This is a genomic window from Nonomuraea salmonea, assembly GCF_042428605.1.
GTDB lineage: Bacteria > Actinomycetota > Actinomycetes > Streptosporangiales > Streptosporangiaceae > Nonomuraea > Nonomuraea salmonea.
This window is the reverse complement of record NZ_JBHMCF010000058.1, coordinates 54,583-80,563: the sequence shown is the minus strand read 5'-3', so window position 1 is coordinate 80,563 and position 25,981 is coordinate 54,583. Positions and strand designations below refer to the sequence as shown.

Annotated in this window: 31 protein-coding genes and 1 pseudogene; 20 read left to right on the top strand and 12 right to left on the bottom strand. The window is 68.7% G+C overall.

Translation table 11 applies throughout. The features are described 5' to 3' along the window. The 8 genes and pseudogenes from ACFFR3_RS46905 to ACFFR3_RS46870 all read left to right on the top strand — a co-directional run. A pseudogene (locus tag ACFFR3_RS46905) lies at positions 1-216 on the top strand (NADH-quinone oxidoreductase subunit NuoH); the annotation flags it as partial. Then, on the top strand, positions 203-718 hold the full coding sequence (nuoI, locus tag ACFFR3_RS46900; RefSeq protein WP_345394367.1) for an NADH-quinone oxidoreductase subunit NuoI: 516 nt from the start codon (positions 203-205) through the stop codon (positions 716-718). The pseudogene ACFFR3_RS46905 and the gene nuoI, both read left to right, overlap by 14 nt. Further along, positions 711-1,514, top strand: a complete 804-nt coding sequence (locus tag ACFFR3_RS46895; protein WP_345394370.1) for an NADH-quinone oxidoreductase subunit J — start codon at positions 711-713, stop codon at positions 1,512-1,514. The genes nuoI and ACFFR3_RS46895 overlap by 8 nt, the downstream gene beginning before the upstream one ends. After that, a complete protein-coding gene (gene nuoK / locus ACFFR3_RS46890) occupies positions 1,511-1,807 on the top strand; it encodes an NADH-quinone oxidoreductase subunit NuoK (protein WP_106246199.1) in 297 nt (98 codons plus the stop codon). Before ACFFR3_RS46895 ends, nuoK begins: the two co-directional genes overlap by 4 nt. A 73-nt stretch (positions 1,808-1,880) precedes the next feature. After that, positions 1,881-3,731, top strand: a complete 1,851-nt coding sequence (gene nuoL / locus ACFFR3_RS46885; RefSeq protein WP_345409485.1) for an NADH-quinone oxidoreductase subunit L — start codon at positions 1,881-1,883, stop codon at positions 3,729-3,731. Then, positions 3,731-5,290 (top strand): NADH-quinone oxidoreductase subunit M, encoded by a 1,560-nt coding sequence (locus tag ACFFR3_RS46880; protein WP_345394376.1) that lies wholly within the window; start codon positions 3,731-3,733, stop codon positions 5,288-5,290. The genes nuoL and ACFFR3_RS46880 overlap by 1 nt, the downstream gene beginning before the upstream one ends. Continuing rightward, on the top strand, positions 5,287-6,879 hold the full coding sequence (gene nuoN, locus ACFFR3_RS46875; RefSeq protein WP_345394379.1) for an NADH-quinone oxidoreductase subunit NuoN: 1,593 nt from the start codon (positions 5,287-5,289) through the stop codon (positions 6,877-6,879). Before ACFFR3_RS46880 ends, nuoN begins: the two co-directional genes overlap by 4 nt. 11 nt (positions 6,880-6,890) lie before the next feature. Next, positions 6,891-7,880: a polyprenyl synthetase family protein gene (locus tag ACFFR3_RS46870; RefSeq protein ID WP_345394382.1), complete on the top strand. Its 990-nt coding sequence runs from the start codon at positions 6,891-6,893 to the stop codon at positions 7,878-7,880. Here ACFFR3_RS46870 and rarD read toward each other — a convergent pair. Continuing rightward, positions 7,856-8,785 carry an EamA family transporter RarD gene (gene rarD / locus ACFFR3_RS46865; RefSeq protein WP_345394385.1) on the bottom strand — a complete coding sequence of 310 codons (930 nt, stop codon included), beginning with the start codon at positions 8,783-8,785 and terminating at the stop codon, positions 7,856-7,858. The two genes, ACFFR3_RS46870 and rarD, sit on opposite strands and share 25 nt — an antisense overlap. A 209-nt stretch (positions 8,786-8,994) precedes the next feature. Between rarD and ACFFR3_RS46860 the strand changes: the two genes are divergently transcribed. Further along, positions 8,995-9,279 (top strand): hypothetical protein, encoded by a 285-nt coding sequence (locus ACFFR3_RS46860; RefSeq protein WP_364375806.1) that lies wholly within the window; start codon positions 8,995-8,997, stop codon positions 9,277-9,279. On the opposite strand, the gene ACFFR3_RS46855 is transcribed toward ACFFR3_RS46860, so the two are convergent. The 3 genes from ACFFR3_RS46855 to ACFFR3_RS46845 all read right to left on the bottom strand — a co-directional run bounded on the left by ACFFR3_RS46855 (position 9,248) and on the right by ACFFR3_RS46845 (position 12,099). Continuing rightward, positions 9,248-9,808, bottom strand: a complete 561-nt coding sequence (locus tag ACFFR3_RS46855) for a PIN domain-containing protein (RefSeq protein ID WP_345394388.1) — start codon at positions 9,806-9,808, stop codon at positions 9,248-9,250. The genes ACFFR3_RS46860 and ACFFR3_RS46855 overlap by 32 nt on opposite strands. A gap of 5 nt (positions 9,809-9,813) precedes the next feature. Next, on the bottom strand, positions 9,814-10,932 hold the full coding sequence (locus ACFFR3_RS46850) for a helix-turn-helix domain-containing protein (protein ID WP_364375800.1): 1,119 nt from the start codon (positions 10,930-10,932) through the stop codon (positions 9,814-9,816). A gap of 228 nt (positions 10,933-11,160) precedes the next feature. Beyond that, positions 11,161-12,099, bottom strand: coding sequence for an NADP-dependent oxidoreductase (locus tag ACFFR3_RS46845; protein WP_379485281.1), 939 nt, complete (start codon positions 12,097-12,099; stop codon positions 11,161-11,163). Between the two features lie 95 nt (positions 12,100-12,194). Here ACFFR3_RS46845 and ACFFR3_RS46840 point away from each other — a divergent pair, with 95 nt between their 5' ends. From ACFFR3_RS46840 to ACFFR3_RS46825, 4 genes are all read left to right on the top strand, one after another. Further along, entirely contained in the window at positions 12,195-12,767 is a 573-nt protein-coding gene (locus ACFFR3_RS46840) for a TetR/AcrR family transcriptional regulator (RefSeq protein WP_364375794.1), read from the top strand. Between the two features lie 23 nt (positions 12,768-12,790). After that, positions 12,791-13,216, top strand: a complete 426-nt coding sequence (locus tag ACFFR3_RS46835) for a hypothetical protein (protein WP_379485280.1) — start codon at positions 12,791-12,793, stop codon at positions 13,214-13,216. A gap of 86 nt (positions 13,217-13,302) precedes the next feature. Then, a complete protein-coding gene (locus tag ACFFR3_RS46830) occupies positions 13,303-13,611 on the top strand; it encodes a type II toxin-antitoxin system prevent-host-death family antitoxin (RefSeq protein ID WP_345394410.1) in 309 nt (102 codons plus the stop codon). Positions 13,612-13,614: 3 nt separating this feature from the next. Further along, positions 13,615-14,133, top strand: coding sequence for a type II toxin-antitoxin system RelE family toxin (locus tag ACFFR3_RS46825; RefSeq protein ID WP_345394413.1), 519 nt, complete (start codon positions 13,615-13,617; stop codon positions 14,131-14,133). A 16-nt stretch (positions 14,134-14,149) separates the two neighbouring features. On the opposite strand, the gene ACFFR3_RS46820 is transcribed toward ACFFR3_RS46825, so the two are convergent. From ACFFR3_RS46820 to ACFFR3_RS46810, 3 genes are all read right to left on the bottom strand, one after another. Beyond that, positions 14,150-15,292: a CU044_5270 family protein gene (locus ACFFR3_RS46820; protein WP_364375787.1), complete on the bottom strand. Its 1,143-nt coding sequence runs from the start codon at positions 15,290-15,292 to the stop codon at positions 14,150-14,152. Next, a complete protein-coding gene (locus ACFFR3_RS46815) occupies positions 15,285-15,869 on the bottom strand; it encodes an RNA polymerase sigma factor (RefSeq protein ID WP_345394417.1) in 585 nt (194 codons plus the stop codon). Before ACFFR3_RS46815 ends, ACFFR3_RS46820 begins: the two co-directional genes overlap by 8 nt. Positions 15,870-15,952: 83 nt before the next feature. After that, positions 15,953-16,900: an oxidoreductase gene (locus tag ACFFR3_RS46810; RefSeq protein ID WP_345394420.1), complete on the bottom strand. Its 948-nt coding sequence runs from the start codon at positions 16,898-16,900 to the stop codon at positions 15,953-15,955. A gap of 54 nt (positions 16,901-16,954) precedes the next feature. Between ACFFR3_RS46810 and ACFFR3_RS46805 the strand changes: the two genes are divergently transcribed. Then, the gene (locus tag ACFFR3_RS46805; protein ID WP_345394423.1) at positions 16,955-17,374 is read left to right on the top strand and encodes a MerR family transcriptional regulator; all 420 of its coding nucleotides are present in this window, start codon (positions 16,955-16,957) and stop codon (positions 17,372-17,374) included. Positions 17,375-17,616: 242 nt separating this feature from the next. On the opposite strand, the gene ACFFR3_RS46800 is transcribed toward ACFFR3_RS46805, so the two are convergent. Then, the gene (locus ACFFR3_RS46800) at positions 17,617-18,453 is read right to left on the bottom strand and encodes a helix-turn-helix transcriptional regulator (RefSeq protein WP_345394426.1); all 837 of its coding nucleotides are present in this window, start codon (positions 18,451-18,453) and stop codon (positions 17,617-17,619) included. A 142-nt stretch (positions 18,454-18,595) separates the two neighbouring features. On the opposite strand from ACFFR3_RS46800, the gene ACFFR3_RS46795 reads away from it, so the two are divergent. After that, a complete protein-coding gene (locus ACFFR3_RS46795) occupies positions 18,596-19,687 on the top strand; it encodes a helix-turn-helix domain-containing protein (RefSeq protein ID WP_345394429.1) in 1,092 nt (363 codons plus the stop codon). Next, positions 19,684-20,229 (top strand): PIN domain-containing protein, encoded by a 546-nt coding sequence (locus ACFFR3_RS46790; RefSeq protein ID WP_345394432.1) that lies wholly within the window; start codon positions 19,684-19,686, stop codon positions 20,227-20,229. Before ACFFR3_RS46795 ends, ACFFR3_RS46790 begins: the two co-directional genes overlap by 4 nt. 3 nt (positions 20,230-20,232) lie before the next feature. On the opposite strand, the gene ACFFR3_RS46785 is transcribed toward ACFFR3_RS46790, so the two are convergent. Further along, on the bottom strand, positions 20,233-21,075 hold the full coding sequence (locus ACFFR3_RS46785; RefSeq protein WP_364375775.1) for an oxidoreductase: 843 nt from the start codon (positions 21,073-21,075) through the stop codon (positions 20,233-20,235). Between the two features lie 113 nt (positions 21,076-21,188). On the opposite strand from ACFFR3_RS46785, the gene ACFFR3_RS46780 reads away from it, so the two are divergent. The 3 genes from ACFFR3_RS46780 (at position 21,189) to ACFFR3_RS46770 (ending at position 23,575) form a co-directional block, all read left to right on the top strand. Continuing rightward, complete coding sequence (locus ACFFR3_RS46780; RefSeq protein WP_345394436.1) at positions 21,189-21,734, top strand: TetR/AcrR family transcriptional regulator; 546 nt, start codon at positions 21,189-21,191, stop codon at positions 21,732-21,734. A gap of 169 nt (positions 21,735-21,903) precedes the next feature. After that, positions 21,904-23,028: a hypothetical protein gene (locus tag ACFFR3_RS46775; protein WP_379485279.1), complete on the top strand. Its 1,125-nt coding sequence runs from the start codon at positions 21,904-21,906 to the stop codon at positions 23,026-23,028. Positions 23,029-23,155: 127 nt separating this feature from the next. After that, complete coding sequence (locus ACFFR3_RS46770; protein WP_364375769.1) at positions 23,156-23,575, top strand: VOC family protein; 420 nt, start codon at positions 23,156-23,158, stop codon at positions 23,573-23,575. On the opposite strand, the gene ACFFR3_RS46765 is transcribed toward ACFFR3_RS46770, so the two are convergent. Genes ACFFR3_RS46765 through ACFFR3_RS46755 form a run of 3 tightly spaced genes read right to left on the bottom strand, consistent with a single transcriptional unit; the run spans position 23,520 to position 25,490 of the window. Further along, on the bottom strand, positions 23,520-24,182 hold the full coding sequence (locus ACFFR3_RS46765; protein WP_364375766.1) for a TetR family transcriptional regulator: 663 nt from the start codon (positions 24,180-24,182) through the stop codon (positions 23,520-23,522). The genes ACFFR3_RS46770 and ACFFR3_RS46765 overlap by 56 nt on opposite strands. A 19-nt stretch (positions 24,183-24,201) precedes the next feature. Next, positions 24,202-24,867 carry a DUF4166 domain-containing protein gene (locus ACFFR3_RS46760; protein WP_364375763.1) on the bottom strand — a complete coding sequence of 222 codons (666 nt, stop codon included), beginning with the start codon at positions 24,865-24,867 and terminating at the stop codon, positions 24,202-24,204. Next, the gene (locus ACFFR3_RS46755) at positions 24,750-25,490 is read right to left on the bottom strand and encodes a hypothetical protein (RefSeq protein WP_379485278.1); all 741 of its coding nucleotides are present in this window, start codon (positions 25,488-25,490) and stop codon (positions 24,750-24,752) included. Before ACFFR3_RS46755 ends, ACFFR3_RS46760 begins: the two co-directional genes overlap by 118 nt. A 108-nt stretch (positions 25,491-25,598) precedes the next feature. Between ACFFR3_RS46755 and ACFFR3_RS46750 the strand changes: the two genes are divergently transcribed. Beyond that, positions 25,599-25,970 (top strand): MmcQ/YjbR family DNA-binding protein, encoded by a 372-nt coding sequence (locus ACFFR3_RS46750; RefSeq protein WP_345394450.1) that lies wholly within the window; start codon positions 25,599-25,601, stop codon positions 25,968-25,970. Positions 25,971-25,981: the final 11 nt, after the last annotated feature.

Sequence of the window (25,981 nt, the reverse complement as noted above, 5' to 3'; positions counted from 1 at the left end):
GCACTCGGCGCCGTCATCGTGGTCGGCGCGCTGGCCATCTGGATGCGGTTCGACACCGTTAACCAGCGGCGCAAGGAGGCGAAGAAGGCGCAGGTGGAGGCCGAGTTCGAGGAACTGTCCGAGGAACCGGCGGCCGGTGGCTTCCCTGTGCCGCCGCTCGACCTGCCGCACTACCACGGGGTGCAGCACAAGGAGATTCCCAGTGGGACTAACTGACTGGCTGAACCCCGTCAAAGGCTTCGGGGTCACCTTCCACACGATGTTCAAGAAGCCCGTCACGACGAACTACCCGGAGGAGAAGAAGCCGACGGCTCCTCGCTTCCACGGGCGTCACCAGCTCAACCGCTGGCCCGACGGGCTGGAGAAATGCGTCGGGTGCGAGCTGTGCGCCTGGGCGTGTCCGGCCGACGCCATCTACGTCGAAGGCGCGGACAACACCGAGGACGAGCGCTTCTCGCCGGGCGAGCGTTACGGACGCACGTACCAGATCAACTATCTGCGGTGCATCCTGTGCGGCCTGTGCATCGAGGCGTGCCCGACGCGAGCGCTCACCATGACCAACGAGTACGAGCTGGCCGACTCCAGCCGCGAGAGCCTCATCTACACCAAGGAGATGCTGCTCGCGCCCCTCACGCAGGGCATGGAACAGCCGCCCCACCCCATGCGACTCGGTGAGACCGAAGAGGACTACTACCGGCTGGGGCGGACCAATGGGTGAGACCATCACTTTCTGGGTGCTGGCCGTCGTCTCCGTCGGCGCCGCACTCGGCATGGTCTTCAACCGCAAGGCCGTGTACTCCGCGCTGATGCTCGGCACCGTCATGCTCTGCCTGGCCGTCCTGTACGCCGTGCAGGACGCGCCGTTCCTGGCCGCGGTGCAGATCATCGTCTACACCGGCGCGATCATGATGCTGTTCCTGTTCACGCTCATGCTCGTCGGCGTGGACTCGTCCGACTCCTTCGTCGAGACGCTGAAGGGCCAGCGCTTCTGGGCGATCATCGCCGCCGTCGGCTTCTCGGTGCTGATCATCCTGGCCGTGGGCAACGCGATCTTCGCGCCCGAGGCCGGGCTCGCGGCGGCCACCCAGCAGGGCGGCTACATCCGCTCGATCGCGCTGCAGCTCTTCACCAAGTACGTGTTCCCGTTCGAGATCACCTCCGCGCTGCTGATCACCGCGGCGCTGGGCGCGATGGTGCTGGCGCACCGCGAGCGGGTCACCAAGAAGGCGACGCAGAAGGACCTGTCCCGGGCTCGCTTCCAGGGCGACCGCCCGTCGCCGCTGCCCGGCCCCGGCACCTACGCCAGGAACAACGCCATCGACATGCCGGCGCTGCTGCCCGACGGGTCGGTGGCCGAGTCCTCGGTCAACCGCTACATCGCCCGCTACGACGTGGAGCATGACCGCCTGCCGGACAACCCCAAGCTGGCCCAGGCGATCAAGCACACGGCCGAGGAGGGCACGGCGCCGACCGAGGCCGAGCAGGACGCCGAGAGCAATGAGGTGACCAAGTGACGACCCACTACCTCGTCCTGTCCGGCCTGCTGTTCGCGATCGGCGCCATGGGCGTGCTGATCAGGCGCAACGCCATCGTGGTGTTCATGTGCGTCGAGCTCATGCTCAACGCCTGCAACCTCGCGTTCGTGACGTTCGCCCGGCAGGTGGGCAACCTGGAGGGCCAGATCATCGCGTTCTTCGTGATGGTGGTGGCCGCGGCCGAGGTCGTCGTCGGCCTGGCAATCATCGTGACGATCTTCCGAACCCGCAGGTCCGCGTCCGTCGACGACGCCAACCTGCTGAAGTACTAAGAGGTGACTGGTGGAATCTCAACTCGCTGAGATCGTCCAGCACACCGGTGGAGTGATCGGCAACGCCTGGCTGATGATCGCGTTCCCGCTCGTGGGCGCGTTCATCCTGCTGGTGTTCAACCGGTTCACCGACCGTTGGGGCCATCTGCTGGGCGTGGCCATGTCCCTCGCCTCGTTCGTCGTGGCGGTGCTGGCGTTCTTCGAGCTGATCGGGTTCGGGGCGGAGGAGCGCCGCCGGGCGGTGCACCTGTACGAGTTCATCCCCGGCATGGTCGACATGGGGCTGCTCATCGACCCCCTGTCCATCAGCTTCGCGCTGCTGATCACCGGTGTGGGCTCGCTGATCCACATCTACTCGATCGGCTACATGGCGCACGACGAGCACCGGCGCAGGTTCTTCTCCTACCTGAACCTGTTCGTGGCCGCGATGCTGCTGCTGGTGCTGGCCGACAACTACGTCGGGCTGTTCATCGGCTGGGAGGGCGTCGGTCTGGCGTCGTACCTGCTGATCGGGTTCTGGCAGTTCAAGCCGTCCGCGGCGACCGCGGCGAAGAAGGCGTTCGTCGTCAACCGCGTCGGTGACTTCGGCCTGCTGGTCGGCATGTTCGTCATCTGGACCACGTTCGGCACCCTGACCTTCCAGGGGCTGGGCGAGCAGATCCAGCCCGGCCAGACCAACGGCGCGATGCTCGCCATCGGCCTGCTGCTGCTCCTCGGCGCCTGCGGTAAGTCCGCGCAGCTGCCGCTGCAGTCCTGGCTCCTCGACGCCATGGAGGGCCCGACCCCGGTCTCGGCCCTCATCCACGCCGCGACCATGGTCACCGCCGGTGTCTACCTGGTGGTCCGCTCGGGGGCGTTCTTCTTCCCCGAGGGCTCGGGCGCCGCGCTCGCCGCCGCCATCGTCGGCGCGGTCACGCTGCTCGCCGGTGCCATCATCGGTTGCGCGAAGGACGACATCAAGAAGGGCCTGGCCGGTTCGACGATGTCGCAGATCGGCTACATGATGCTCGGCGCGGGCCTCGGCCCCGCGGGCTACGCCTTCGCGATCGGCCACCTGATCACGCACGGCTTCTTCAAGGCCGACATGTTCCTCGGCGCCGGCTCGGTCATGCACGGCATGAACGACGAGGTCGACATGAGGAAGTACGGCGCGCTGCGCAAGGCCATGCCGATCACGTTCGTCACGTTCTTCATCGGCTACCTGGCGATCATCGGCTTCCCGCTGCTGTCCGGCTACTTCACCAAGGACGGCATCATCGAGACCGCGGTGCACCACCAGCCCATCCTCGGCTGGCTGGCCGTGCTCGGCGCCGGCGTCACCGGCTTCTACATGTCGCGGATGGTCTTCATGACCTTCTTCGGCGAGAAGCGCTGGGACAAGGAGGCGCACCCGCACGAGTCGCCGCTCGTGATGACGGTGCCGCTGATGATCCTCTCGCTCGGCGCGCTCGGCCTCGGCGCCTACCTGGTCCTGGGCGGCACGCTGTACAAGTTCCTGATCCCGGCGGTCGGTGGCAGCCTCGACACGGTGCCGGAGTTCGCGCCGTTCAGCACGGCAGGGCTCGTCACGCTCGCGCTCGTCGCGGTCGGCGTCGTGTTCGCCTGGCTGCGCTACGGCCGGGTCGAGGTGCCGTCGGTGCAGCCGCGCGGCAACTTCCTCACCACGTTCGCCCGGCGCGACCTGTACGGTGACGCGCTCAACGAGTCGCTCTTCATGCGGCCCGGCCAGTGGCTGACCCGCCTCGCGGTGTTCTTCGACAACCGCGGCATCGACGGGATCGTCAACGGTCTGGCGGCGGGCATCGGCGGCAGCTCCGGGCGCCTTCGGCGGATCCAGACGGGCTTCGCCAGAACGTACGCGCTGTCCATCCTGATCGGTGCCGCCCTGCTGACCGGCGCCCTGCTCCTCGTTGGGAACATCTGATGTCACCCTGGCTTCCGATACTCATGGCGGTGCCCGTGGTGGGCGCCGTCGTGGTGGCCCTGCTTCCCAAGGGCAGTGACAAGCTGGCCAAGCAGGTCACCCTGCTGTTCTCGCTGGCGACGCTGGTCCTGACCGGCGTCATGGCCGCCGGGTTCGACCCCGACGGCGACCGCTTCCAGTTCACCGCCGCCTACAACTGGATCCCGAGCTTCGGCGTGAAGTTCGGGGTCGGCGTGGACGGCGTCGCGCTCGTGCTCATCGCGCTGTCGGTGGTGCTGGTGCCGATCGTGGTGCTGGCCTCCTGGCACGACGCCGACGGCGTGAAGACCGCCGACGGCACGGTGATCGCGCCCAAGCGCTCGGTGAAGACGTACTTCTCCCTGCTGCTGGTGCTGGAGACGATGATGATCGGCGTCTTCGCGGCGACCGACATCTTCCTGTTCTACGTCTTCTTCGAAGCCATGCTGATCCCGATGTACTTCATGATCGGGTCGTACGGCGGCGCCCAGCGGTCCTACGCGGCCGTCAAGTTCCTGCTGTACTCGCTCTTCGGCGGCCTGCTCATGCTGGTCGCGGTCATCGGCCTCTATGTCGTCGCCGGCAAGCAGTCCTTCATGTTCCCCGAGCTCGTCGGGGCCATCCAGGACCCGGCCATGCAGAAGTGGCTGTTCGGCGGCTTCTTCATCGCCTTCGCCATCAAGGCGCCGCTCTGGCCGGTGCACACCTGGCTGCCCGACGCGGCCGCGCAGGCTCCGGCCGGCGCCGCGGTGCTGCTGGTGGGCGTGCTGGACAAGGTCGGCACGTTCGGGATGCTGCGCTTCTGCCTGGAGCTGTTCCCCGACGCGGCCAAGGCGTTCACGATGCCGATCGTCGTGCTGGCGGTCATCAGCATCATCTACGGCGCCATCGTCGCCATCGGCCAGACCGACATGAAGCGGCTCATCGCGTACACGTCGATCTCGCACTTCGGGTTCATCGTGCTCGGGGTGTTCGCCATGTCGGACGTCGCCCAGTCCGGCGCGGCGCTCTACATGGTCAACCACGGCTTCGCCACGGGCGCGCTGTTCCTGGCGGCCGGGTTCCTCATCGCGCGGCGCGGCTCGCCGTTCATCGGGGACTACGGAGGCGTGCAGAAGGTCGCCCCGCTGCTCGCGGGCTTCTTCCTGATCGCCGGTCTGGCCGGTCTCTCGCTGCCGGGCCTGTCGTCCTTCGTCAGCGAGTTCATGGTCATGATCGGCACGTACTCCAGCCAGGCCCACGGGTCCGGTGCGCTGACGGTGGCGGCGATCGTCTCCGCGGTCGCGGTGATCCTCGCGGCCGTCTACATCCTGTGGATGGTCCAGCGGACTATGAACGGGCCGACGGCCGAGCCGGTCAAGGCGTTCAAGGACCTGAACGCCCGCGAGGTCTGGGTGCTGGCTCCGCTGGTCGCCCTGATCATCGGGTTCGGCTTCTTCCCCAAGCCGCTGCTTGACGTGATCAACCCGTCAGTGCAACAGACGCTGACCAACGTGAAGGTACCCACCTCCACCGTCGCTGAGAAGGGGACAGGCCAGTGAACCCCGCCATCGATGCGCCGACGATCGAGTACGGCACGCTGGCGCCGCTGCTGGTCGTCTTCGGCGCGGCCTGCATCGGCGTGCTCGTCGAGGCGTTCGCGCCGCGTTACCTGCGCAAGTCCATCCATGTGCCGCTCACGCTGCTGAGCCTGGCCGGCGCGTTCGCGCTGGTGCTGGTGCAGACGCTGCGCGGCCAGGTGTCCTCCACGCCGGCCGCCATGGGCGCGCTCGCCGTGGACGGGCCGTCGCTGTTCATCTGGGGCGTCATCCTCGTCCTGTCGTTCGTCTGCGTGCTGCTCATCAATGACGAGGGCCACTTCGTGGCCTCCGCCGCGGCCGTGCCGGGCAGCGCCGACGAGGAGGAGGCCGAGGCCCACGACAACGGCACCGGCCACACCGAGGTCTACCCGCTGGTCCTGTTCGCGGTGGGCGGCATGCTGCTGTTCCCCGCCTCGCACGACCTGCTGATGATGTTCGTGGCCCTTGAGGTCATGTCGCTGCCGCTCTACCTGCTGTGCGGCCTGGCCCGCAGGCGTCGCCTCCTCTCGCAGGAGGCGTCCATGAAGTACTTCCTGCTGGGCGCGTTCTCCTCGGCCTTCTTCCTGTACGGCACCGCGATGATCTACGGCTTCGCGGGCACCGTCTCGCTGCCCGGCATCAACCAGGCCATGGCCGCGGGCAACTCGCTCGACCCGCTGCTGCTCATCGGGTTCGCGCTGCTCGGCGTGGGTCTGCTGTTCAAGATCGGCGCGGCGCCGTTCCAGGCCTGGAAGCCGGACGTCTACCAGGGCGCCCCGACGCCCATCACCGCCCTCATGGCCTCCGGCACCCTCGTCGCGGCCGTCGGGGCCGTGCTGAGGGTCTTCTGGGTCGGCCTGGGCAACCTTGACTGGGAGTGGCGGCCGGTCATCTGGGGCGTCGCGGCGCTCACGATGATCGTCGGCTCGATCCTGGCGATCACGCAGACCGAGATCAAGCGGATGCTGGCGTACTCGTCCATCGCGCACGCCGGCTTCTTGCTGGTCGGTGTGATGGCCACGTTCGGCGACGCGCGGCAGAACGCCGACTCGCTCAAGGCGATCCTGTTCTACCTCGCGGTCTACGGCATCACCACGGTCGGCGCGTTCGCCGTGCTGACCCTCGTCCGCGACCCGGGCGGCGAGGCGGGGCACCTGTCCCGCTGGGCCGGTCTCGGCAAGCGGGCGCCGGTCCTGTCGGGCGTGTTCGCCTTCTTCCTGCTCGCCTTCGCCGGCATCCCGCTGACGAGCGGCTTCTTCGGCAAGTACGCCGTCTTCGCCGCCGCGCTGAACAGCGGCACGCAGCCCGGCGACTCCATGGGCGGCTGGATGGCCGGCCTGGTCGTCGTCGGCGTGATCGCCTCCGCGATCGCCGCGTTCTTCTACGTCCGCGTCATCGTGCTGATGTTCTTCAGCGAGCCGGCCGCCGACGGCCCGGCGGTCGCGGTGCCCAGTATGGGGACCGTGGCCGTCATCGCCGTTTCGCTGCTGGTTACGGTAGGGGTGGGGCTCTATCCGGAGTCCGTGCTCGGTGTTGCCAACGACGCTGCTAGCAGCCTGTTCATCAGATAAGGGGATCTCGTATGTCCGCGCCTCCCGTGGTTGACCTTCCCATCGAGGACGAGCGGTTGGCGCAGGACGTGGCCAACGGACTGGCCGCGGTCGAGAAGCTCCTGCGCTCGTCCGTCGAGAGTGAGGACGCCTTCGTCACGGAGGCGTCCAAGCACCTCATCGAGGCGGGCGGCAAGCGGTTCCGTACGTTGATGGTGCTGCTGGCCGCCCAGTTCGGCGACCCGTCGGCGCCGGGTGTGGTGCCCGGCGCCGTGGTCATCGAGCTGACCCACCTCGGCTCGCTCTACCACGACGACGTCATGGACGAGGCCCCGGTGCGCCGGGGCTCCCCGTCCGCCAACGCCCGGTGGGACAACACCGTGGCCATCCTCACCGGCGACTACCTGTTCGCCCAGGCCTCGGACCTGCTCGCCGACCTCGGTCCCGAGCTGATCCGCATCCAGGCGCAGACGTTCTCGCGGCTCGTGCAGGGCCAGATCAGGGAGACGATCGGCCCGCGCGCCGACGAGGACCCGATCGCCCACTACCTGAGCGTCCTGTCCGACAAGACCGGTTCGCTGATCGCTGCCTCGGGCCGCTTCGGTGCGCTGCTGTCGGGCGCCCCGGCCGACGTGGAGGAGCGGCTCAGCCGCGCCTGCGAGGCCATCGGCGTGGCCTGGCAGCTCGGCGACGACCTGCTCGACGTGGCCTCCTCGGGCGCGCAGTCGGGCAAGACGCCCGGCACGGACCTCAAGGAGGGCGTCAAGACCCTCCCGGTCCTGTACGCGCTCGCCGCCGGCGACCACCCCCGCCTGACGGCGCTGCTGTCCAGCCCGGTCGCCGATGAGGACCTGGACGAGGCCCTGACCCTGCTCCACGCCCACCCCGGCATGGCGCGGGCGCGGGCGGAGCTGGTGGCCTGGGTGGACCGCGCCCGGGCCGACATCTCGGGCCTGCCCGACATCCCGGCCAAGGGCGCGTTCCTCGCGCTCTGCGATTACGTGGTCGAGCGCTCCGGCTGAGCCTTGAGGGCCGCGACGCGGCTCCGGGCGGTCTGACGGGCCGCCCGGAGGCTGTCGTACGAGAAGAGCGCCAGCGCCAGCCAGACGATCGAGAACCCGATCCAGCGGCTGGGCGGCATGGTCTCCTTGGCGATGAGCACGCCGCAGGCGAACTGCAGGATCGGCGCGATGTACTGCAGCAGCCCGATCGTGCTCAGCGGCACCCTGATCGCCGCCGCGCCGAAGCAGATGAGCGGCACCGCCGTGATGAGGCCGCCCGCGACCAGCAGCAGCGCGTGCCCCGCGCCCTCCTGGCCGAACGTGGCCGTCCCCGTCGTCTGCAGCCAGGCCAGGTAGCCGATGGCCGGCAGGAGCAGCACCAGGGTCTCGATGGCCAGGCTCTCCGTGGCCTCGACGTTGGCCCGCTTCTTGACCAGGCCGTAAATGCCGAAGCTGAACGCCAGGGTCAGCGCCACCCACGGCAGCCGCCCGTAGTCGAGCGTCAGCACCAGCACCGCCAGCGCGCCGAACCCGACCGCCGCCCACTGCAGCGGCCGCAGCCGCTCGCGCAGCAGCGCCACCCCGAACAGCACGTTGACCAGCGGGTTGATGAAGTAGCCGAGGGCGCTTTCGACGACGTGGCCGCTGTTGACCGCGTAGATGTAGGTGCCCCAGTTGACGGTCACGAAGATCGCGGCCAGCGTCAGCAGTCCGAGCTTGGCGGGCTGCCTGAACAGCTGCTTCACCCACGACCAGTGCCGGCGTACGGCCAGCGCCACGGCCACCACGACCAGCGACCACACCATGCGGTGGGCGAGGATCTCGATGGCGCCGGAGGGCTTGAGCAGCGGCCAGTAGAGGGGGAACAGGCCCCACATGGTGTAGGCGGCGATCCCGTAGAAGATGCCACGCCGGGAGTCAGGCATGTAGTCCAGTTTCAGGCATTACCACCTTTCAATACAAGTTTGATCTTCTCAGACTGATTATGTAGAGATGCTTAATCGTCGGGCTGCGGCGGAGGGGTCGCGGGATGCGTACCAACGCAGTACAGGACGTACCCGGCATGAGGCGATTGCCCAGTCTGCGGGCCAGATGCTGCAGGCCTCTGAACCGGCCGCGCTCTTCTGACGTCCTCGTGTGCCTGTACGACGACTGCTACCGCAGGAGCGGCGAACGCGGCGTCGCCGTACTGAACCGGGCGGTGATGCTGTCCCCGCACGGCGTCGATCCGGTGATCTTCCCCCAGGAACTCACCCACGTGGAGCCCCACGCCCGCCTCAGGGGCGCCGAGGTCCCGCAGTGGTTCGACGGGGGCCTGGCCGTCCTGGTCAGCGACGGCCCCCGCTACCTGCCCCCGGCGACCGCTGCCTGCACACCCCAGGCCTTCCCTAAGAGGTACGTGGCAGGTCCACGGGGATGAGGCCGTTTTCCGTCGCCCAGTGGAGGAAGTGCCCCGTCTTGAAGGGGAGGTGATACTCGCTGCTGAGGAGATCATCGGCGAGTTCTGAGACGAGGGGAACGGTGAGCAGGCCGCTTCTGATCGATGCGCAGAGCAGGGCGAGGGTAGGGGAGAGCAGGATCTTGTGATCCTCTGCAGCTTTCCGTGCGGCACGATCGTCGACCACCGCGGTGGCGTCCAGGGTTTGCGCGAGGGCGAGGACGCCCGCTTCCCCACGGTTTCGTTCACTACGCACTAACAACTGGGCGAAGTGGGCGTAGGCCTTTATCTCTTCCAGCGAGCGAAGTTCGCGCTGTTCAATCCAGAAAGCCTGGAGGACCGCTGCGATGCGGGCGTCCCGAGCGGTGCCGGCTCCGAGCTCCGCGACGACCACATCAGGGATCAGTGCCTTACGGTCGCCTACCACTGCCTTCAGGACGCCCAGCCAATTATTGATGGCGAAATGGCTCAGCGGTCCTGTGTCGAAGACGAGCGTATCGGTGTCGGTCATGGCGCCTACGAGACGAACTTCCAGATGGAGCTCTCCGGCAATTTCGGCACCTCAGGGAGGTCGTCTTCGCCCCACGTGTCGAAGAGGAGGTCGGTCGCCCGCGCCGCGGACACGACGGCGTTACGGTAGATCGTGAGGATTCCTTTGATGTACGGATCCGGAAGATGAGGCGCTTCCAGTTCCCGTGGCACGACGAGGTTGTGGTCGATGATGTCTGCCTTCGTCGTGCGGACGGAACGGATGAAGTCCGCGTCCTTCTGGTCTATGAGCTCTACTTCCACCAGCCGGCGGGCCAAAGTCGACATGTCCACCCGATAGGCACTGGCCAGCTTGATGGCGGTGGTCCGGAGGTCGTTTCCTTCCGCCCGCAGGCGAGCCAAGTCCGCCTTCACGCCCTGTCGCGGCAGGAGCAGCGCTCGCCCGAAGCGATCGAGCCGGGCCTCCCAGACGTCGTCGTTCTGCTGCTCCGAGATGCGCCAGTCGATGGTGTACTCATCCGCGAATAGGTAATGGCCCAATTCGTGCGCCAAGGCGAGCCGCCGTCTGCCCACGCGGAGGCTTCCGTTGACGATCGCGACCCCGCCCTCCTTGAGGAGCATGGAGGCCGCGTCGGCGGCGTCGGTGCCCATGTCGAAGGAGAAGGTGAACAGGCCGAGCCCGGCGACTTCCGCGGAGAGGTTGAGTGCGGGTTTCGCAGGGCTCAAACCGATCAACTTGCGTGCTTCTGCGGCGGCTTCCTCGATGTCGTTCCCGGAGCCGGGGCGATCAAGCACTTGGCTCTTCGGCCATGCCTGGCCTGTGCGGGCGGTGACGAACTCGACGTTTCTGGCCGTCAGCTCGATCAGCCTGTCGATCGCGGGGCTGACGGCTCCAGGATCCTGAAGGTTGCGATGCGAGATGATCGCTTCAGGCGTCTTGTCGAAGAACCATTCGACCCTCTCGCCGACCGCGTCCGCGATGCGGGAGAGCTCCAAAGCGGACACGCGCCGCGATCCGTTTTCGATCTTCGCCAGCGCGGATCTGTCCAGGGTGATCGCCGTCGCCAGCTCTGTCTGCGTGAGGCCCGCTCGCTGACGTGCGTCCGCGATGCGGCTGCCCAGCTGGTTCTGCTCCTCCGCATCCATGTGTGCGATTATAGAACACGCATGCTTCTGGCCTGCAAGTACATGTTCCCGCCTCACGCTCGTCGGCGCCGGGTGGTCTTTGTTGGCCGCCTGAGCAGCCCGAAGGAGTGCAGTGGGACGGTGATCACCGGCCCCTCGGTGTTCGGGAGGAGCCCGGTGTCCGTTAAGCCGACGGAACATTGGAATTTCCCGAACAGCCATTGGGGCGCGTCGGCGTGGTGCGGTGATTCAGAGAGCGATGACGATTTTGCCGCGGACGTGGCGGGCGGCCTGGAGTTCCGTCGCCTCGCGGATCTTGTCCACGGGGAACGTCGCCGCGATGGGCATCCGGATCTCGCCTGTTGCGACCAGGCGGGCCAGCTCCGCCAGGTCGCTGGGGGTGGCGGTGGCGCCGTTCGCGGCCGGTACGCCTTCTACCTGGGCGGCGATGGTGCAGATGCGCTTGTCGGGGACGCCGAGTTCTCTGGCGGTTTCCACCGTCTCCGTTCCGTGCAGGTCCAGGGCGGCGGTGATGCCCTTGGGGGCGAGGGCTTGGACTCGGTCGGCCAGGCCGTCGCCGTACGCCACCGGCTCGGCGCCCAGGTCGCGGAGGAAGTCGGCCGAAGCCGGGGAGCCCGTACCGATGACGCGTGCTCCTGCGAGCCGGGCCAGCTGGACGGCGAAGACCCCGACCCCGCCCCCCGCGCCGCCGATGAGCACGGTGTCGCCCGGGCCGAGGTCGGCCACCCCGACGGCGGCCAGGGCCGTGCGGCCGGCGATCGTGAGGGTGGCGGCGGTGAGGTCGTCGATGCCGTCCGGGGTGTGGTGGGCCTCGTTCGCCGCGTTCCCGTCGGCCGGGTCGATCATCACGTAGTCGGCGACCGCGCGGGACAGAGCGCCGCCGAACACCCGGTCGCCCGGCGCGTAGCCGGTCACTCCGTCGCCGACCTGGTCGACCACTCCCGCGTAGTCCGTACCGAACCCGGCCGGAAGGCTCAGGCCGAACCGGGCGGCGGTGTCGGCGTCGGCGGTCATGATCCAGTCCATGGGGTTCAGGCCGGCTGCGGTGACCCGTACGCGGAGCTGTCCAGGGCCGGCCTCCGGAACGGGGACCTCACGGACGTCCAGGACCTCGGGGCCGCCCCACGCGTCGAGCTGGACCGCTCTGCCCTTCTGCTGTTCCTGCATGTGCACCTGTCTCCTTGGGGATCGAGGAAGCGCGTTGAAGCGGACTATGCTCCGTTTGTTGAGGCGACAGTAACACAACCGGAGCGTGATCCGTTTTGACTGAGGCTGAGATGCGCGCGCCGCGGGCGGACGCGGCCCGCAACCGCGACCAGTTGCTCGCGGTGGCGACCCGCATGTTCATGTCGGCCGAGGCCGAGCCGTCGATGCGGGCGATCGCGCGCGAGGCCGGCGTCGGCATCGCCACGCTCTACCGGCACTTCCCGACCCGTGAGTCGCTGGTCGACGCGGTCTACCGGGACCAGGTCGTACGGCTGACCTCCGGAGCCCGCGAGCTGCTCGACCGCATGCCTCCTGCGGAGGCGATGCGGCGCTGGATGGACCTGTTCGGGGACTGGATCGCGGCCAAGAACGGCATGATCGACACGCTGGTCGCGATGATCGAGTCGGGCGAGATCGCCCATGCGCAGACCCGCGGCGAGCTGCTGGCGGCCATCACCGCGATCCTCGACGCGGGGCGCGCGGCCGGCGACCTCCGCTCCGACGTCACCGCCGAGGACGTCGCCGACTCCCTCATCGGCATCTTCACCGTGGCGCCCCGGCGCGAGCACGACGCCAAGGCCGCCCGCCTCCTGAACCTCCTGATGGACGGCCTCCGCCCCGTCGCCTGAGCCCCAGATGGAAGGGAGGGCCGATGCGCTTTTTCTGGTGGGTGGTGGTGCCGGTGCTGGCCGGGCTCGTTCTGTTCGCCGCCGTACGCGAGGTGGTCCCCGCGTACAGCGCGCAGTTCGGCACCGGGATCCCCGGCACTTTCACCGCCACCGAACGGAACTGCGGCGGGCGCAGTTGCAGCTGGCGGGGGAATTTCGTCTCTGATGACGGCTCAGTTGTCAGGCGCGGGATCGGGCTGACGCCGGGCGCGGAGCCGGCGCGGGCGGGGGATCGGGTGCCGGCGATGGAGGCGGGCAACCGGTACAACGTCTATCCGCGGGACGGCTCGACGGACTGGTTCATCATCACCTTGCTCGGCACGGTCAGCGTGGGCGTGCTCGCCGCTTGGGGCATCGGAGTGGTACGCACGCTTCGCCGATCGGTGGGCTGTTGTTCGTCTGAATCCTGAGTCGGGGGCTCGCCGGGTTCGATTCGGCGATGGCCTTCTCCGGCGTATGCGCTGGGATTCTATACAGATCGATGTACAGTTCATGTATGACTGTTCTGCACGACGCCACTGAATTGAGCGTCACCGAGGCGGCCAAGCGAGGCGTTGCCCGCCTGGTGGCCGACGCGGAGCATGGGGCCGATCTGGTGGTCACTCGCCGGCATCAACCGGTGGCGGCCGTGGTGAGCATTCGTCGGCTCAATGAGCTGGAGGAAGCCGCGGCTGATCTCCGTGATCTGGCGCTGGTGCTCGCCCGGTCGGTGACGGATACGGGAGAGCGGGTTGCCCTCGATGAGGTGCTTGCCGCCTTCGGGCATACTCGCGACTCGCTGTCCGCCCTTCCGGACGATGAGTGAGTCGTGTCCGACGTCATCTTCACTGCGCCGGCAGTCGACGATCTTCGGCGCATCGGCCCGGACGCGGTGCCCAAAGTGCTCAAGAAGATACTCCTTCTGCTGGACAATCCAGAGGCCGGTTATCCGCTGAGCGGGGAGCTGACCGGTTTTCGCAAGCTGGTGGTCGGACGCAACACCTGGCGGGTCGTCTATCGGATCACCGAGGACAAGACAGTGGAGATCTGCGAGGTGTGGGCGGTCGGTGAGCGGGCTGACGCGGAGGTATATGCAGAGGCGACGGCGAGGGTTCGCGAGGCGGGGACGGATCGTCCTGAGGTCGTGCAGCTGGGCCAGGTGATCGAACGACTTGGCGCGATCGTGGATCGCATCCGCCTGGAGAAGACCCCTCCTAGGGAACCGGTTCCGGACTGGCTCGCTGATCGGCTGATTCACACCGTCGGCATGGCGCGTGAGGACGTGGCCGCTCTTGATCTTCAAGAGGCGGTCGACGTGTGGGCCGAGTACCGATCCAAGCCTCAGTAGTTCGCGCATCCTGGTTTCAGCTTGGTGTCTCGTCGGTCCATTCGGCGACTTCATAAGTTGCGTACTCCGCCAGCTCGCCGGGCTTGTGGAAGCGGTCGGGTTGGGTTTCGGGCGTCAGGCGGCGGGGTTCGCCGTCGTCGCCGGGTGGGAGGTCGCGGGTGCCTTGTGGTGGGGTCGCCACCAGGTCTCGCATGGCGAGCAGGGTTCCGTTGCCGGGGTTGATGATCCACTGGCGGCGGTAGGTGCCGAGTTGCCGGGGTGCGGTGGAGAGGCCGAGAGGGATGGTCGTTTCCAGCGGCAAAGAGATCACCACTCCGGTACGGCCCAGCGGGTCGGTCGTCCGGCCTTCTACTTTCACACCGGGCAGGGTGGCGAGCATGCGGAACGCTGCCGATCGCACTGCCGGTGGGACGGGTGCCTCGGCGAGCAGGGTGCCGGCCACGTCGCTCAAGGCCCGGATTCGCTTCTCGCCTTCCAGGGCCCTTATCGGCTGCCGGGTGACTTTCGGTGCGTACGCTTCCCAGTTGCCTTTGAGGTCCAGCAGCGTGTTCTTCAATTGCTCGGGGTGGGTGGGCAGCGCGGCGAGTTGGCGTGGGGTCATGCCGAAGAATTGACGTCCGGCCACCTGGCGGCACGACTGTTTTCTGTCGGGGGCGTCGAAGAAGAGGAAGCCCGACGCGACCTCCACCTTTGTCGGAGCACCCGCGGCCTGCCATTTCTGCTTGTCGCGGGCGTTCCACGGGCGGGCGGGCAGATCCTTGACGGCGTTGCATCCCGTGCCGCGCAGGTCGGTCCAGGCGTCGTACTGCATTCTCGACTCGACCTTGTAGTGCTCCACCGCGTTCTCGCCGACCGCGTGAATCTTCCCGGCGATTCTGGTGGTGTGCCAGTACGTGCCGGTCGGCCCCCTCTGTACGTTGGTGGCGGCCACCAGAAGGGCGTTTTCCGGAGTCCGCTTGCCGGGAAGCTCCCGGTCCGGGGTTACAGAAATGGCGGCGAACGTTGCCGCGACCAGGGCGGCCGTCGCCATCGCCAAAGGCATTCTGAAGCGGCGTGGCCGGCGAACGGATCGCCAGTCCGCCCGCAGGGCAAGCCGTTCCGGGCTTTCCTCCTCGGCCAGTGCCGTCCGCATGCGCCGCAGTGCGTCGAGTTCATCCATGGTCGTTCTCCCGCAGGAGGGCCTTGCGGAGTTTCGTCCGGGCCCGGTGAATTTTGGCCTTGACGGTGCCGAGGGGCAGATTCAGTACAGCCGCGATCTCGGCGTACGACAGCTCACCCCAGGCCAGCAGCAAGAGGGCGCTGCGATCCTGGGAGTTCAGCGCGGCGAGGGCCTTCGCCAGATGAGGACCCTGCGCCGTGGCGGTGACGCGGTCGCTGACCAGGTCGGCGATGCCGTCCTCGGCCGGATCCACGCCTGTTCGGGCGAACGCCCTGAACATCCGGGTCTCCTGCCGATGATGCTTGGCGATCGAATTGCTGGCGATGCCCCACAACCACGCGGCGAACTCCGCCCGCCCGTCGAATTTCCCCCGCTGCCGGAACGCGGTGGCGAAGGTCTCTGCCACGATGTCGTCGGCGAGCGTACGTCCGAGGCGGCGTTTGACATAGGCGTGGAGCCGGGGCGCGTGGCGGTGGAACAGTTCGCCGAACGCCTCAGGGTCATCCGAAGAGGCGGCGACGAGTTCCGCGTCGCCGAGCTGCTCCGTCGGCCGACTCACCACTCTGGCCGTGGCCATGGGGCGGTGTGTCGCTTCATGATCGGTTCCTCCGTGTCCGAGGTGCTGGTACCTCCTCTATCCCGATGGCCGCTTCCTGGTTGCTATGTCGTGAAGGTGTCGAGGTCGGTGAGTTCGGCGGAGAGCGTCCAGAGCCTGGCGGCGGATCCGGGGTCGGTCGCCCATGGCTTCACGCCGCCGATCAGCATGTCGTCGGTGGCGGCGGGGTCGGCGATGTCGCAATCCTGGCAGTACGCGCCGCCGTACGCGTCGAGCAGCGGCGACGTGGCGGCCCAGACGGCGGTCGCCGCGCCCTGCTCGGGGGTCTTGAAGCCGTCGGCGGGACGGCCCTCCGGGGTGATCCAGCCCTGGGCGAGCTGCTGCTCGCGGGGGATGCGCCGTTGCAGCGGGGTGAGGATGCTGCCCGGGTGCACCGCGAAGGCGCGCACGCCGTCGAACGTGTCGAGGTGGACGGCGAACAGGGCGTTGGCCGTCTTGGACTGCCCGTACGCGACCCAGTGGTCGTAGCCGCGGCGGAAGTGCGGGTCGTCCCAGCGGATGTCCGACAGGAAGTGGCCCGACGAGGCGACGGACACCACGCGCGCTCCCTGGGACAGAGCCGGGCGAAGGCGGTTGATCAGGGCGTAGTGGCCGAGGTGGTTGATGGCGAGGTGGGCTTCCCAGCCGGGGCCGATCAGGTCGTACGGGTGAGCCATGACGCCCGCGTTGGCGAGGACGATGTCCAGGGAAGTGCCAGTCTCCAGGAACTTGTCACTGAACGTCCGGATGCTGCCGAGATCCGCCAGATCGAGCTCCCAGACCTCCGTCCGCGGGATGCCGCGCAGCGCCTCCGTCGCGGCGGCGGGGCGGCGAGCGGGCACGATCACATGGGCTCCGGCGCGGATCAGCGCGCTCGTGGCCGCCAGTCCGAGCCCTGAGTAGCCGCCGGTGATCAGGACGTACCGGCCGGACAGGTCGATGCCGGTCAGGACGTCGTCCGCCGTGCTGTGCGCGCCGAACCCCGACCCGATCTTGTGTTGCGTGATGGTCATGCGGTGGAGGCTAGAATCTAGAGTGCGATCTAGGTCAAGCTACGGCGGTGGGTGATGGTCAGGAAGGCCGGCGACCTCTCCATCGGCGACGTCGCGAAGGTGACCGGCCTGGGCGTCCACGCATTGCGGTTCTTCGAGCGCGAAGAGCTCTTCCTCCGCCCGATCCCGCGTACGGCGGGCGGGCAGCGCGTCTACGAACCGGCCGACGTCGAGTGGCTGCTGCTGTGCAACCGGCTGCGCGAGTCCGGCATGCCCATCGCGACCTTGAAGAGGTTCGCCCAGTTGGTCCGCTCCGGTCCCGGCAACGAGGCGGAGCGGCTCGCGCTGCTGGAGGAGCATGAGAGGGCCGTACGGGAGAAGATCGCCGACCTGACGGCCGGCCTGGACATCATCCACGACAAGGTCGTCACCTACCGCCGGCACGTCGAAGAGGGAACCGCAGCCGGCCTCTGGTCACCGCAACCTCCGACATAGCGGCGACTTCGGCCCGGTCCAGGTCTTCACGTGAGCCGAAACGTGGGGATCGGGTGACGGTGCCGCCTCCTGATGGCCGCTGGGACGTTCGGTTCGGTAATGGCGATGCCGTCCGCGGCTGGCAGGAGTTGTGCCGCCACGCCCTGGCCAACACCCGTCGATGCTTCGAGACCTTGCAAACTGATCCTCGGATCGGTGATGGGCACGAAAGGCAACATCGTCTTCTAGGCCCGGAATATCTATCAATGCCGGCCGGTGAGTTCCTGGGTGCCGATGACGGACAGCAGAGCTAGGCGGTCGGCGTCGTCCGTTCCTGGTTCGGCGGTGTAGACCATGATGCGCAGATCCTCGCCGGCCACCACCAGCACGTCGCAGTCCAGCGTGATGGCGCCCACGTGCGGGTGGTCGATGGTCTTGCGGGCCGATTCGTGGCGGCCCACCGCGCCGGACGTCCAGAGGGTTTCGAACTCCGGGCTTTCGGTGCGGAGGCGGCCTATGAGGTGGTGCAGGTGGCGATCGGACGGGTAGCGGGCGGCGGTTCTGCGCAGATCGGCTACCTGGGCGGCGCGGAGGGCGCCGAGTGAGTCCGGGGTGTGGCGGACGCGGGTGCCGGCGCCGAGGAAGTTGCGCCAGACGGCGTTGAGGTCGTCGCCCTGCCAGTCGCCCATCAGCGCCGTGTACAGGGGGTTGGCGAGCAGCTGGGCCCAGGCGGCGTCGAAGACCGCGACGGGCGTGCCGGTGAGGCGGTCCAGCATGCGGTGGACGCTCGGCGGGATGTACGCGGGCACCGTCGCGGCGCCGGGGGCGGCGAGGCCGGCGAGCTGGTAGAGGTGGGCGCGACCGTCGCTGGTGAGGCGCAGGGCGCGGGCGAGTGCCTCGACGACCTGGGCGGAGGGGTGGGTGGCGCGGCCCTGTTCGAGGCGGGTGAGGTAGTCGACGGAGATGCCCGCCAGCTGCGACAGCTCCTCGCGCCGCAGCCCGGCAGCCCGCCGGCGACCGCCCGCGCGCAGGCCCGCCGCCGCCGGCGAGACCCGGTCACGCCAGTGCCGCAGCGCCGCACCGAGTTCTGTGGCTGCCATAACGGACAGTGTGCATCATCTCGTACGAACCGGTCCTGGCCCTGGCAGTCCTATGACCCGTCGGTGGCGTCACCTGCGACAAGGATGGCGGACACCTCGCATCGGCCTCGCTCCCACATGGCAGGTGTGCGATTATCGCAAGATGAAGGACCCTGGGGAGTGGGCGGAGGTCGGCGAGCGCGTGCGCGAGTGCCGTATGGCGGCCGACATGTCGCAGGAAGAGCTGGCATCGGCGCTCAAGCTCGACCGGACGATGATCGCGAAGATCGAACGAGGAGTCCGTCGCGTAGATGCGCTCGAACTCGCGAATCTGTCCGAGGTGCTTCAGGTTCCTCTCGGCTACTTTCTTGATCCGCTCCCGCAGGTCGTCTCGCGCCGGGCGGAGCTGTCCGACGACACGGTGACCGACGCGACGCGGCAATCCCATCGCCTGGAGGTGGCGCTCTCCACGTGGCTGGCCGATATCCGGCAACTTCGTGATTTGGGGACGTTCGTCCCACCCGCCGTGGAAAGCTGCCCCGAGCCCGTACACGACCTCATGAGCGCTCGGCGTGCCGCGAGGTGGGTCCGCGGTCACCTGGGTTACGGCGGCGAGCCCATCGACTCGCTCATGGGCGTGTGCGAAGGGCTGGGGCAGCTCGTCGCCGTGGTCGACGTGCCGGGTGAAGGCGCCTCCCTGCGTGAGGACGGCATCGCCGCCGCGGTCGTCAGCCGGCACGGCGATCCGGGCCGCAGGCGCGCCACCGCGGCGCACGAGCTGGGGCACCTGATCGTCGGGGACGAGTACTCGACGGACATCGGCGTCCACGTGTCCCGTGACGACCGGGAAGCGATCATCGACGCGTTTGCCGCCGAGCTTCTCCTTCCCGCCGAGGCGTTCGCCACGCGCTCAGGGACGAAGCCTGGGCGCGAGGAACTGGTGGTCCTGGCCGCGCGTTTCAGAACCTCCTGGTCCTTGACGCTCCGGCAGGCCGTCGCCGCCGAGGCGGTCGAACGGGGCGTCGCCAGGAAACTCCGGAGGAGAACTCCAACGCGCGCGGAGCTGATGGAAGCGGTCGGCTGGGCGCCTCAGCCCGACCTGGAGACCGTACGGGTGCCGCCGAGCTTCGCGCACGCGGTCATCGAATCCTTCAAGGGTTCTCTCATCACGGCGTCCCGGGCGGTCGAGCTCATGCGCGGCCAGATCGAGGCACCCGACCTGCCCGTCCGCGACGACCCGGACGTCGAGCTGTGAGCGAGGCCGGACCGGATCGCGTCCTGGTCTTCGACGCGATGTGCCTGGTGCACTTCACCCTCGCCGAACGCCTGGACGTGCTGCGCGACCTGTTGACGGGTATCACGTGCCTGACCACGCACGTCGTCCGTGAGGAGGTGCGCGCGGGGTGCAAGCGGCATCCGATTCTGGAGGCCGTGCTCGACGCTGACTGGCTCGGGCTGGCGAAGCTCGACTCGTTGCACGAGATCAGGTGCTTCGCCAAGTGGGTGCGGCGGGTCGGCTCGTCGGAGCGCGACCTCGGAGAGGCAAGCGTCTTCTCCGCCGCCGAACTGGCCGGCGGGATGGCCATCACCGACGATCAGGCCGCCGTGGCCGTGGGAAGAGCCCATGGACTCGAGGTCCACGGCACGGTGTGGCTGCTCGCCTGTGCGGTCAGGACCGGCAAGCTCAACGAGGTGGCGGCCGGGAACATCGTGGACGGGCTGCGGGAGACGGGGATGCGTCTGCCGTGTACGGGTGCGAGCTTCGGGGGCTTCGTTCGTCGTAACGGGGTCGGTTGAGAGTCAGTCGGCGGGTGGGAAGGCGGTGGCGAGGCTGAGGTGGCGCCAGCGGGCTGCTTCCTCGGCGCGGGCTTGGGAGGACTGGTCGGCGAGGGTCAGGGCGTCCTCGCCCATGAGGAGGCGGAGCGGGGGGTCGTCCAGCGTGACGACGTCGAGGAGGATGCGGGCGGCGCGGGCCGGGTCGCCGGGGGCCGAGCGGTCGAAGCCGGCGCGGCGGTGGTTCATGGCGCCGACGGTCTGCTCGTAGTCGGGGCCGACCTGCGGGATGTGCATGGACGAGCCGGCCCAGTCCGTACGGAACGCGCCGGGCTCGACGATGGTGACCTTGACGCCGAACGGCTTGACCTCGTTGTTGAGCACCTCGGAGAAGCCTTCGACGGCGAACTTCGCCGACTGGTACGCCCCCAGCCCAGGCGAGCCGCCCACCCGGCCCCCGATCGAGGAGAACTGGATGAAGTGGCCCGAGCGCTGGGCGCGCAGGACGGGCAGGGCGGCCTTGGTGACGTTGACGACGCCGTAGAAGTTGGTCTCGATCTGGGCGCGGAAGTCGTCGTCGGGGGTCTCCTCGATGGGTGAGGAGTTGGCGTAGCCGGCGTTGTTGACGACGACGTCGAGCCGGCCGAACGCGGTGACCGCCTCCTGGACGGCGGCGCGGGCGGCGGCGGCGTCGGTGACGTCGAGGGCGAAGATGCGGGCGCGGTCGCCGTACCGCTGGACGAGGTCGTCGAGCCGGCGCGGGTCGCGGGCGGTGGCGAGCACGTGGTCGCCGCGCTCCAGCGCGGCCTCGGCGAGGGCGCGGCCGAAGCCGCGCGAGCTGCCGGTGATGAGCCAGGTGGTGGTGGTCATGGTGGTCCTCACGGAATAAGTGCCACTCTATTGTGGCATTAACTTAGATATATGAAACGGGAGTGCGTCTGTCAAAGAGGGATGTGTCACAGTGCGCGTAGACTGAACGGGTGATGAGAGCCGACGCCGCGCGTAACCTGCGGGCGGTCCTGCGTACGGGCGCCCGCCTGCTGGCCGAGGACCCGGCGACGAGCATGAGCGCCATCGCCGCCGCGGCCGGGGTCGACCGCAGGACCGTCTACCGTCGCTTCCCCACCCGCGAGGCGCTGCTCGCCGCCGTCTTCCAGACCAAGCTCGACGGCTCGGAGCGGGTGCTCGACGAGGCCAGGCTGGTGGAGGCGCCCGTGGCGGTGGCGCTGCACCGTTACGTCGAGGGCATCGTCCCGGTCAGCAGGGAGTGGCCGGTGGACATGCGGCGGATGATGCGCGCCGACCCGACGGCCGACGTGCGGCGGAGCGAGCAGAGCGCACGGCTCGACCGGTTCGTACGGCGGGCCGCCGACGAGGGGCTGATCCGCGGCGACGTGCCGGTGGCGTGGGCCCGCGCGATGCTGGACGACCTCGTCGACACCGCCGCCCACCGCTTCCCCGACCTCGACCCGCCGCGGGCCGCCGACCTGGTCGTGCGGAGCTGGCTCGGCGGCGTCGGCCACGGCTGATCCGGTCACAACGGGAGGGCGCGGCTGATCCGCTCGCGACGCGAGGGCAGCGCTGGTCCGCTCACAACGCGAGAGGTGGATTTGTGCGTCTCTACCTGGGGAAATCGTGGATTGCGGGCGGGAAAGCGATCACCGTAAGGTGAGGCGTCCCGACCCGAGCGGAGTGGTGATGCGCGAGCCGGAGCCGACGGCGGCTGATCAGTGGTCCACCTGGCCGACCGAGCCCGAGCTGCCGGGCTGCTGGCCGGGGCTCGGCGACGAGCATCGCGGTGACGGGTTCCACATCGACCGCAAGGGCGTCAGGAGCGTCGCGGGGCAGATCGTCGGCCTGTCGTTCGGCATGCAGCGCTTCGACGGGGTCCAGGACGCCGGCCCCGGCGTGCCCGAGGGCGAGTGGCTGCTGCCGTACCACCTCGGCCTGATGCTCTCCTCGGCCGCGCACGCCGTGGACGTGTTCTGGCGGGACCTGCACGCCGAGGTCGGCGTGGCCGGCCTGCTGATCGAGCGCGCGTCGTCCCGCTACGACCTCGCCGACGACCCCAAGCTCGGCGACGTCCCCGACTCCACCCTGAGGGAGCGGCTGCCGATCACGGGCGACCGCAATCACCTGAGCGACCTCTACCCGAACGGCAGCATCGACCTGAAGCTGCCCGGCACGTCGTACGACGTCGGCCACCTGACGGCGAGTCAGGCGCAGTGGAGCGTGTCCACCCTGCCCGGCGCCGCCGGCGCCGCCGGCATGATCTTCGGACGGATGCCGGAGCCGCTGGTCGACCTGGCGAACCTGCTGCTCCGCCGGGCCCAGGACCTGCGCGACGCCCCCTGGTACGGCGCCGCCGCCGACCGGGCGCAGGGCGTGCTGCGGCAGATCCACGCCAACGCCACCGCGCTGGCCGCCGTCTCCGGCCGGCTGGACGCCGCGGCCCGCTCGTACGTCGAGATCAGCGACTGGTGCAGGAAGAACTTCGAGCGGGTGGCCGACCCCGATCGGGGCGTCCTGCACGAGACCTTCGACTTCGGCGGCACGCCGGACAGCCGGGCACGAGACTTCCTCGCGCGGGCGAACAGCGCGTACATGGAGGTCTACGACAGCATGCCCAAGCGGATCGCCGAGGACCTCCCGGGGCTCCAGGTGACCGACCGGGACGTGGGCGCGGAGGGCAGGAGGTTTCTCGAGCTGCGGCTCCGTGCCGAGAAGAGCCTGGCCGACAACCTGGCGGACGGCCCGCAGTGGTGGGTGGACCACGAGGAGGTCTTCGAGGGACGCCGGCAGGCGGAGAAAGAATACGGTTGAGCACGCGCCGTGAAATCAGGCGCCAACCCGGAATGAACCACCGCTTTCCATCCGGCGGCCGTCGGCACAGGCAGGTGGACACGGCGAAACGAAAAAAGGATATTGGAAGGAAAGCGGAGGTGTTTTCATGCGCGTACGCCTTGACCATCTCGTCTGCTGGGTCTCCGATCAGCTCGTCTCGCTGCATTTCTACGAGCGCGTGATCGGGCTGCCCGGGGTGCGGGCCGAGGAGTTCCGTGAGGGGAAGGCACCGTTTCCCAGCGTGCGGATCACGCCGACGTGCATCCTCGACCTGATGTCCTTCGAGGTGACGCGGGGCGTGGACGAGGGCACCGGGGTGCACGGCAGCGCCGGGCACCAGATCAACCATTTCTGTCTGGCGTTCGGGAAAGAGGATTTCGATGCCCTCAAGCTGCGCCTCAAGAAACACCGGGTGGAGATCACCGGCACCGGCACGAACTCGTTCGGCGCGCAGGGCATCGCGCCGGAGACTATCTATTTTCCTGATCCGGACGGGAACGTGATCGAGGCCCGATACTACGAGTGAGCCTGGCGCGTACGGCGCGGCGTGCGACGGGGCCCATGTCCTCCAGGGCCGTCACCAGCACCGCCAGCTGTTCGAGCGCGTCGAGCGCCTGCGCCGCGCCGTCGCCGTCGACGCCCTCGTAGAGCTCAAGCCCCACGAACGCCGCCGCCGTGGCCTTGGCCAGCCCCGCGACGTCCACGAACTCGGCCAGCGGCGAGTTCGCCAGCACCCGCGCGAGCGCCTGCTCGACCTCGGCGATCCACAGGTTGAGCCCGGCGACCACGGCGGGCGCCAGCTTGTCGTCGGTCTGGCTGCCGGCGAGGAGCTGCGCCAGCGCCGCCACGTTGCCCTCGGCGGCCTCTTCCGCGTGTACCTCGCGGCCGAGGTCGAGCAGCTCGCGCAGGGTGGTGACGGCGGCGAAGCGGTCGCGGTAGCGCTCGACGCGGCGGGTCGAGCCGTGGGCGCAGGCGGCCGACAGGAGCTGGTCGACGCTGCCGAAATGGTAGAAGACCAGCGCCTGGTTGACGCCCGCCGCGGCGGCGATGGCGCGTGCCGACGCGCCGGAGATGCCCGACGTGCTGAGCGTCTCCAGCGCCGCTTCGAGCAGCTTCGTACGTGTGTCGGCCACCGCTTCCACTCCGTGCCGGTCAACGACGGGCGTCCTCCCGTCTGGGCCTCACGCTAGCGGGAACGCCGTGCTCCGCGACGTCCACGTACGAGACGGTGAAGCTGCCCCAGTAGCCGAAGACGCGGCCGAGCCACGGGTTCGACACGGTCACCGCGATCCTGAACCGCTCGGCCTGGTCGTCGTAGTGCTCGGTGACGACGGCGGTGCCGGTGGCGGCGGCGGGCAGCGGCACCGCCAGCGGGCCGAGCAGGCGCTGGCGGCCCGAGCGGATGACCAGGCCGCCCCTGTCGTCCACGGAGAGCGCCAGGGGGACGGCGAGGTGCTGGTGGGTGCCCAGGTAGTCGACGATCTCTCCTTGGGCGGGGTCGTAGATCATGGTGGCGTCGAAGCGGCTGCTGGGGAAGGCACGGACGAAGGTGACGGTCTCGCGGCCGTAGGAGTCGGCGTACGGGTAGTTCTCGATGGTGAACGGCAGGTTCGTGCCGGTGTCGGTGGCGAGGATGTTGCGGCGGCGGCCCAGGGAGAGGAACGGGCGGACGACGGGGCCCGCGTTCCAGACCCGGTTCATCACGCCGGTGCCGACGCAGGCCTCTCCTGAGTCGAGCCCGACGCCGAAGCGGCGCTGGAGCTGGGGGTGGAGGCGGTCGAAGCGGGTGCCGAGCGCGCGCTGGAAGATCGAGGGCATGGCGGCTCCTGACGTTCGGGGCGGTGACGGTGGTGACGGTGGTGGTGGCGTAGGCAGCGGCGGGCGGCGGGGGTGCCGGGGAGCGGCGGCCAGAGCAGGCCGGCGATGAGCACGGTCAGGGCCGCCCAGAGGGGGAGTGCGCAGCCGGCCGCGATGACGGCGGACGCGCGGACGGCGACCTCCGCGAGCGCCCGCCGCAGCAGGCGCTCGGGGGTGACGCCGGTCTCCAGCCACAGGCGCAGCCGGTCGAAGGACCAGGCGGTGGCCCACCACATGAGGCGGCGGGGCAGCAGGCGGGGGCGGTAGTCGTAGGAGGTGAGGAAGCGCGTGCCGGCCGGGGTGGGCAGGTAGCGCCAGTAGCCCGCGCCTGAGCGGATCGGCGACAGCGGGTGGGTGGAGCCGAAGCGCAGCGCCGACGTACGGGTGCCGTCGGCGGCGTGCCGGTCGCCCGAGGCGATGGCCGTGCCGCTGATCCCCAGCGTCGAATAGCGCAGGCGGCCGGAGCCGAGCGCGGTGATGCGGCCGAAGCGCAGGTCCCAGCGCTGGTGCTGGTCCAGGTTCTGGGTGGCCTGCCAGATCCGGTCGATGTCGGCGCTGATCAGGGTCTCGACGTAGAGGCGCATGGCGCACGTCCCGGTGTTTTTGAGCGACTGCTTAAGGCGACCGTACGACGATTTGAGCGATCGCTCAAGTCCTTCGGAAGTGTCGGACTCGTCTGGTACACAGGCGGCATGGGTGTGACCGTGGATGAGTTCCTTGAGCTGCTGGACGAGTTGCCCGAGGTGCGCACCAACCATGCGGGCGAGTGGATCGGCCTCAAGGTGCGTGGCAAGGGCTTCGGCTACCTGTGGGAGGCCACCGAGACCGTCGGGCTCAAGGCGACCATCGAGGAGCAGATCGCGCTGGTCAACGAGCGGCCCGAGGTGTTCGAGGTGCAGTTCACCGCCGGGCGGTTCGGCTGGGTCGTGGTGCACCTCGACAAGATCGACGCCGACGAGCTGCTTGAGCTGGTGGCCGAGGCGTGGTGCCTGACCGCGCCCAAGCAGCTCGTGGCCGACTTCGAGGCGAACCACCCGATCGGGCAACGGGTGCAATCCGGGTAATCTCGGGCAGC

Excerpts from the sequence above, each read along its gene's own strand:
- ACFFR3_RS46755 (WP_379485278.1), bottom strand. The coding sequence starts at position 25,490 with ATGCGCCTCTACGTCGAGACCCTGATCAGCGCCGACATCGACCGGATC.
- ACFFR3_RS46770 (WP_364375769.1), top strand. The coding sequence starts at position 23,156 with ATGCGCGTACGCCTTGACCATCTCGTCTGCTGGGTCTCCGATCAGCTC.
- ACFFR3_RS46880 (WP_345394376.1), top strand. The coding sequence starts at position 3,731 with ATGTCACCCTGGCTTCCGATACTCATGGCGGTGCCCGTGGTGGGCGCC.
- ACFFR3_RS46835 (WP_379485280.1), top strand. The coding sequence starts at position 12,791 with ATGCGCTTTTTCTGGTGGGTGGTGGTGCCGGTGCTGGCCGGGCTCGTT.
- ACFFR3_RS46895 (WP_345394370.1), top strand. The coding sequence starts at position 711 with ATGGGTGAGACCATCACTTTCTGGGTGCTGGCCGTCGTCTCCGTCGGC.
- ACFFR3_RS46750 (WP_345394450.1), top strand. The coding sequence starts at position 25,599 with ATGGGTGTGACCGTGGATGAGTTCCTTGAGCTGCTGGACGAGTTGCCC.
- rarD (WP_345394385.1), bottom strand. The coding sequence starts at position 8,785 with ATGCCTGACTCCCGGCGTGGCATCTTCTACGGGATCGCCGCCTACACC.
- ACFFR3_RS46775 (WP_379485279.1), top strand. The coding sequence starts at position 21,904 with ATGCGCGAGCCGGAGCCGACGGCGGCTGATCAGTGGTCCACCTGGCCG.
- ACFFR3_RS46795 (WP_345394429.1), top strand. The coding sequence starts at position 18,596 with ATGAAGGACCCTGGGGAGTGGGCGGAGGTCGGCGAGCGCGTGCGCGAG.
- ACFFR3_RS46805 (WP_345394423.1), top strand. The coding sequence starts at position 16,955 with ATGGTCAGGAAGGCCGGCGACCTCTCCATCGGCGACGTCGCGAAGGTG.
- ACFFR3_RS46820 (WP_364375787.1), bottom strand. The coding sequence starts at position 15,292 with ATGGATGAACTCGACGCACTGCGGCGCATGCGGACGGCACTGGCCGAG.
- ACFFR3_RS46815 (WP_345394417.1), bottom strand. The coding sequence starts at position 15,869 with ATGGCCACGGCCAGAGTGGTGAGTCGGCCGACGGAGCAGCTCGGCGAC.
- ACFFR3_RS46760 (WP_364375763.1), bottom strand. The coding sequence starts at position 24,867 with ATGCCCTCGATCTTCCAGCGCGCGCTCGGCACCCGCTTCGACCGCCTC.
- ACFFR3_RS46870 (WP_345394382.1), top strand. The coding sequence starts at position 6,891 with ATGTCCGCGCCTCCCGTGGTTGACCTTCCCATCGAGGACGAGCGGTTG.
- ACFFR3_RS46780 (WP_345394436.1), top strand. The coding sequence starts at position 21,189 with ATGAGAGCCGACGCCGCGCGTAACCTGCGGGCGGTCCTGCGTACGGGC.
- nuoL (WP_345409485.1), top strand. The coding sequence starts at position 1,881 with ATGATCGCGTTCCCGCTCGTGGGCGCGTTCATCCTGCTGGTGTTCAAC.
- ACFFR3_RS46830 (WP_345394410.1), top strand. The coding sequence starts at position 13,303 with ATGACTGTTCTGCACGACGCCACTGAATTGAGCGTCACCGAGGCGGCC.
- ACFFR3_RS46845 (WP_379485281.1), bottom strand. The coding sequence starts at position 12,099 with ATGCAGGAACAGCAGAAGGGCAGAGCGGTCCAGCTCGACGCGTGGGGC.
- ACFFR3_RS46855 (WP_345394388.1), bottom strand. The coding sequence starts at position 9,808 with ATGACCGACACCGATACGCTCGTCTTCGACACAGGACCGCTGAGCCAT.
- ACFFR3_RS46800 (WP_345394426.1), bottom strand. The coding sequence starts at position 18,453 with ATGGCAGCCACAGAACTCGGTGCGGCGCTGCGGCACTGGCGTGACCGG.
- ACFFR3_RS46810 (WP_345394420.1), bottom strand. The coding sequence starts at position 16,900 with ATGACCATCACGCAACACAAGATCGGGTCGGGGTTCGGCGCGCACAGC.
- ACFFR3_RS46785 (WP_364375775.1), bottom strand. The coding sequence starts at position 21,075 with ATGACCACCACCACCTGGCTCATCACCGGCAGCTCGCGCGGCTTCGGC.
- ACFFR3_RS46850 (WP_364375800.1), bottom strand. The coding sequence starts at position 10,932 with ATGGATGCGGAGGAGCAGAACCAGCTGGGCAGCCGCATCGCGGACGCA.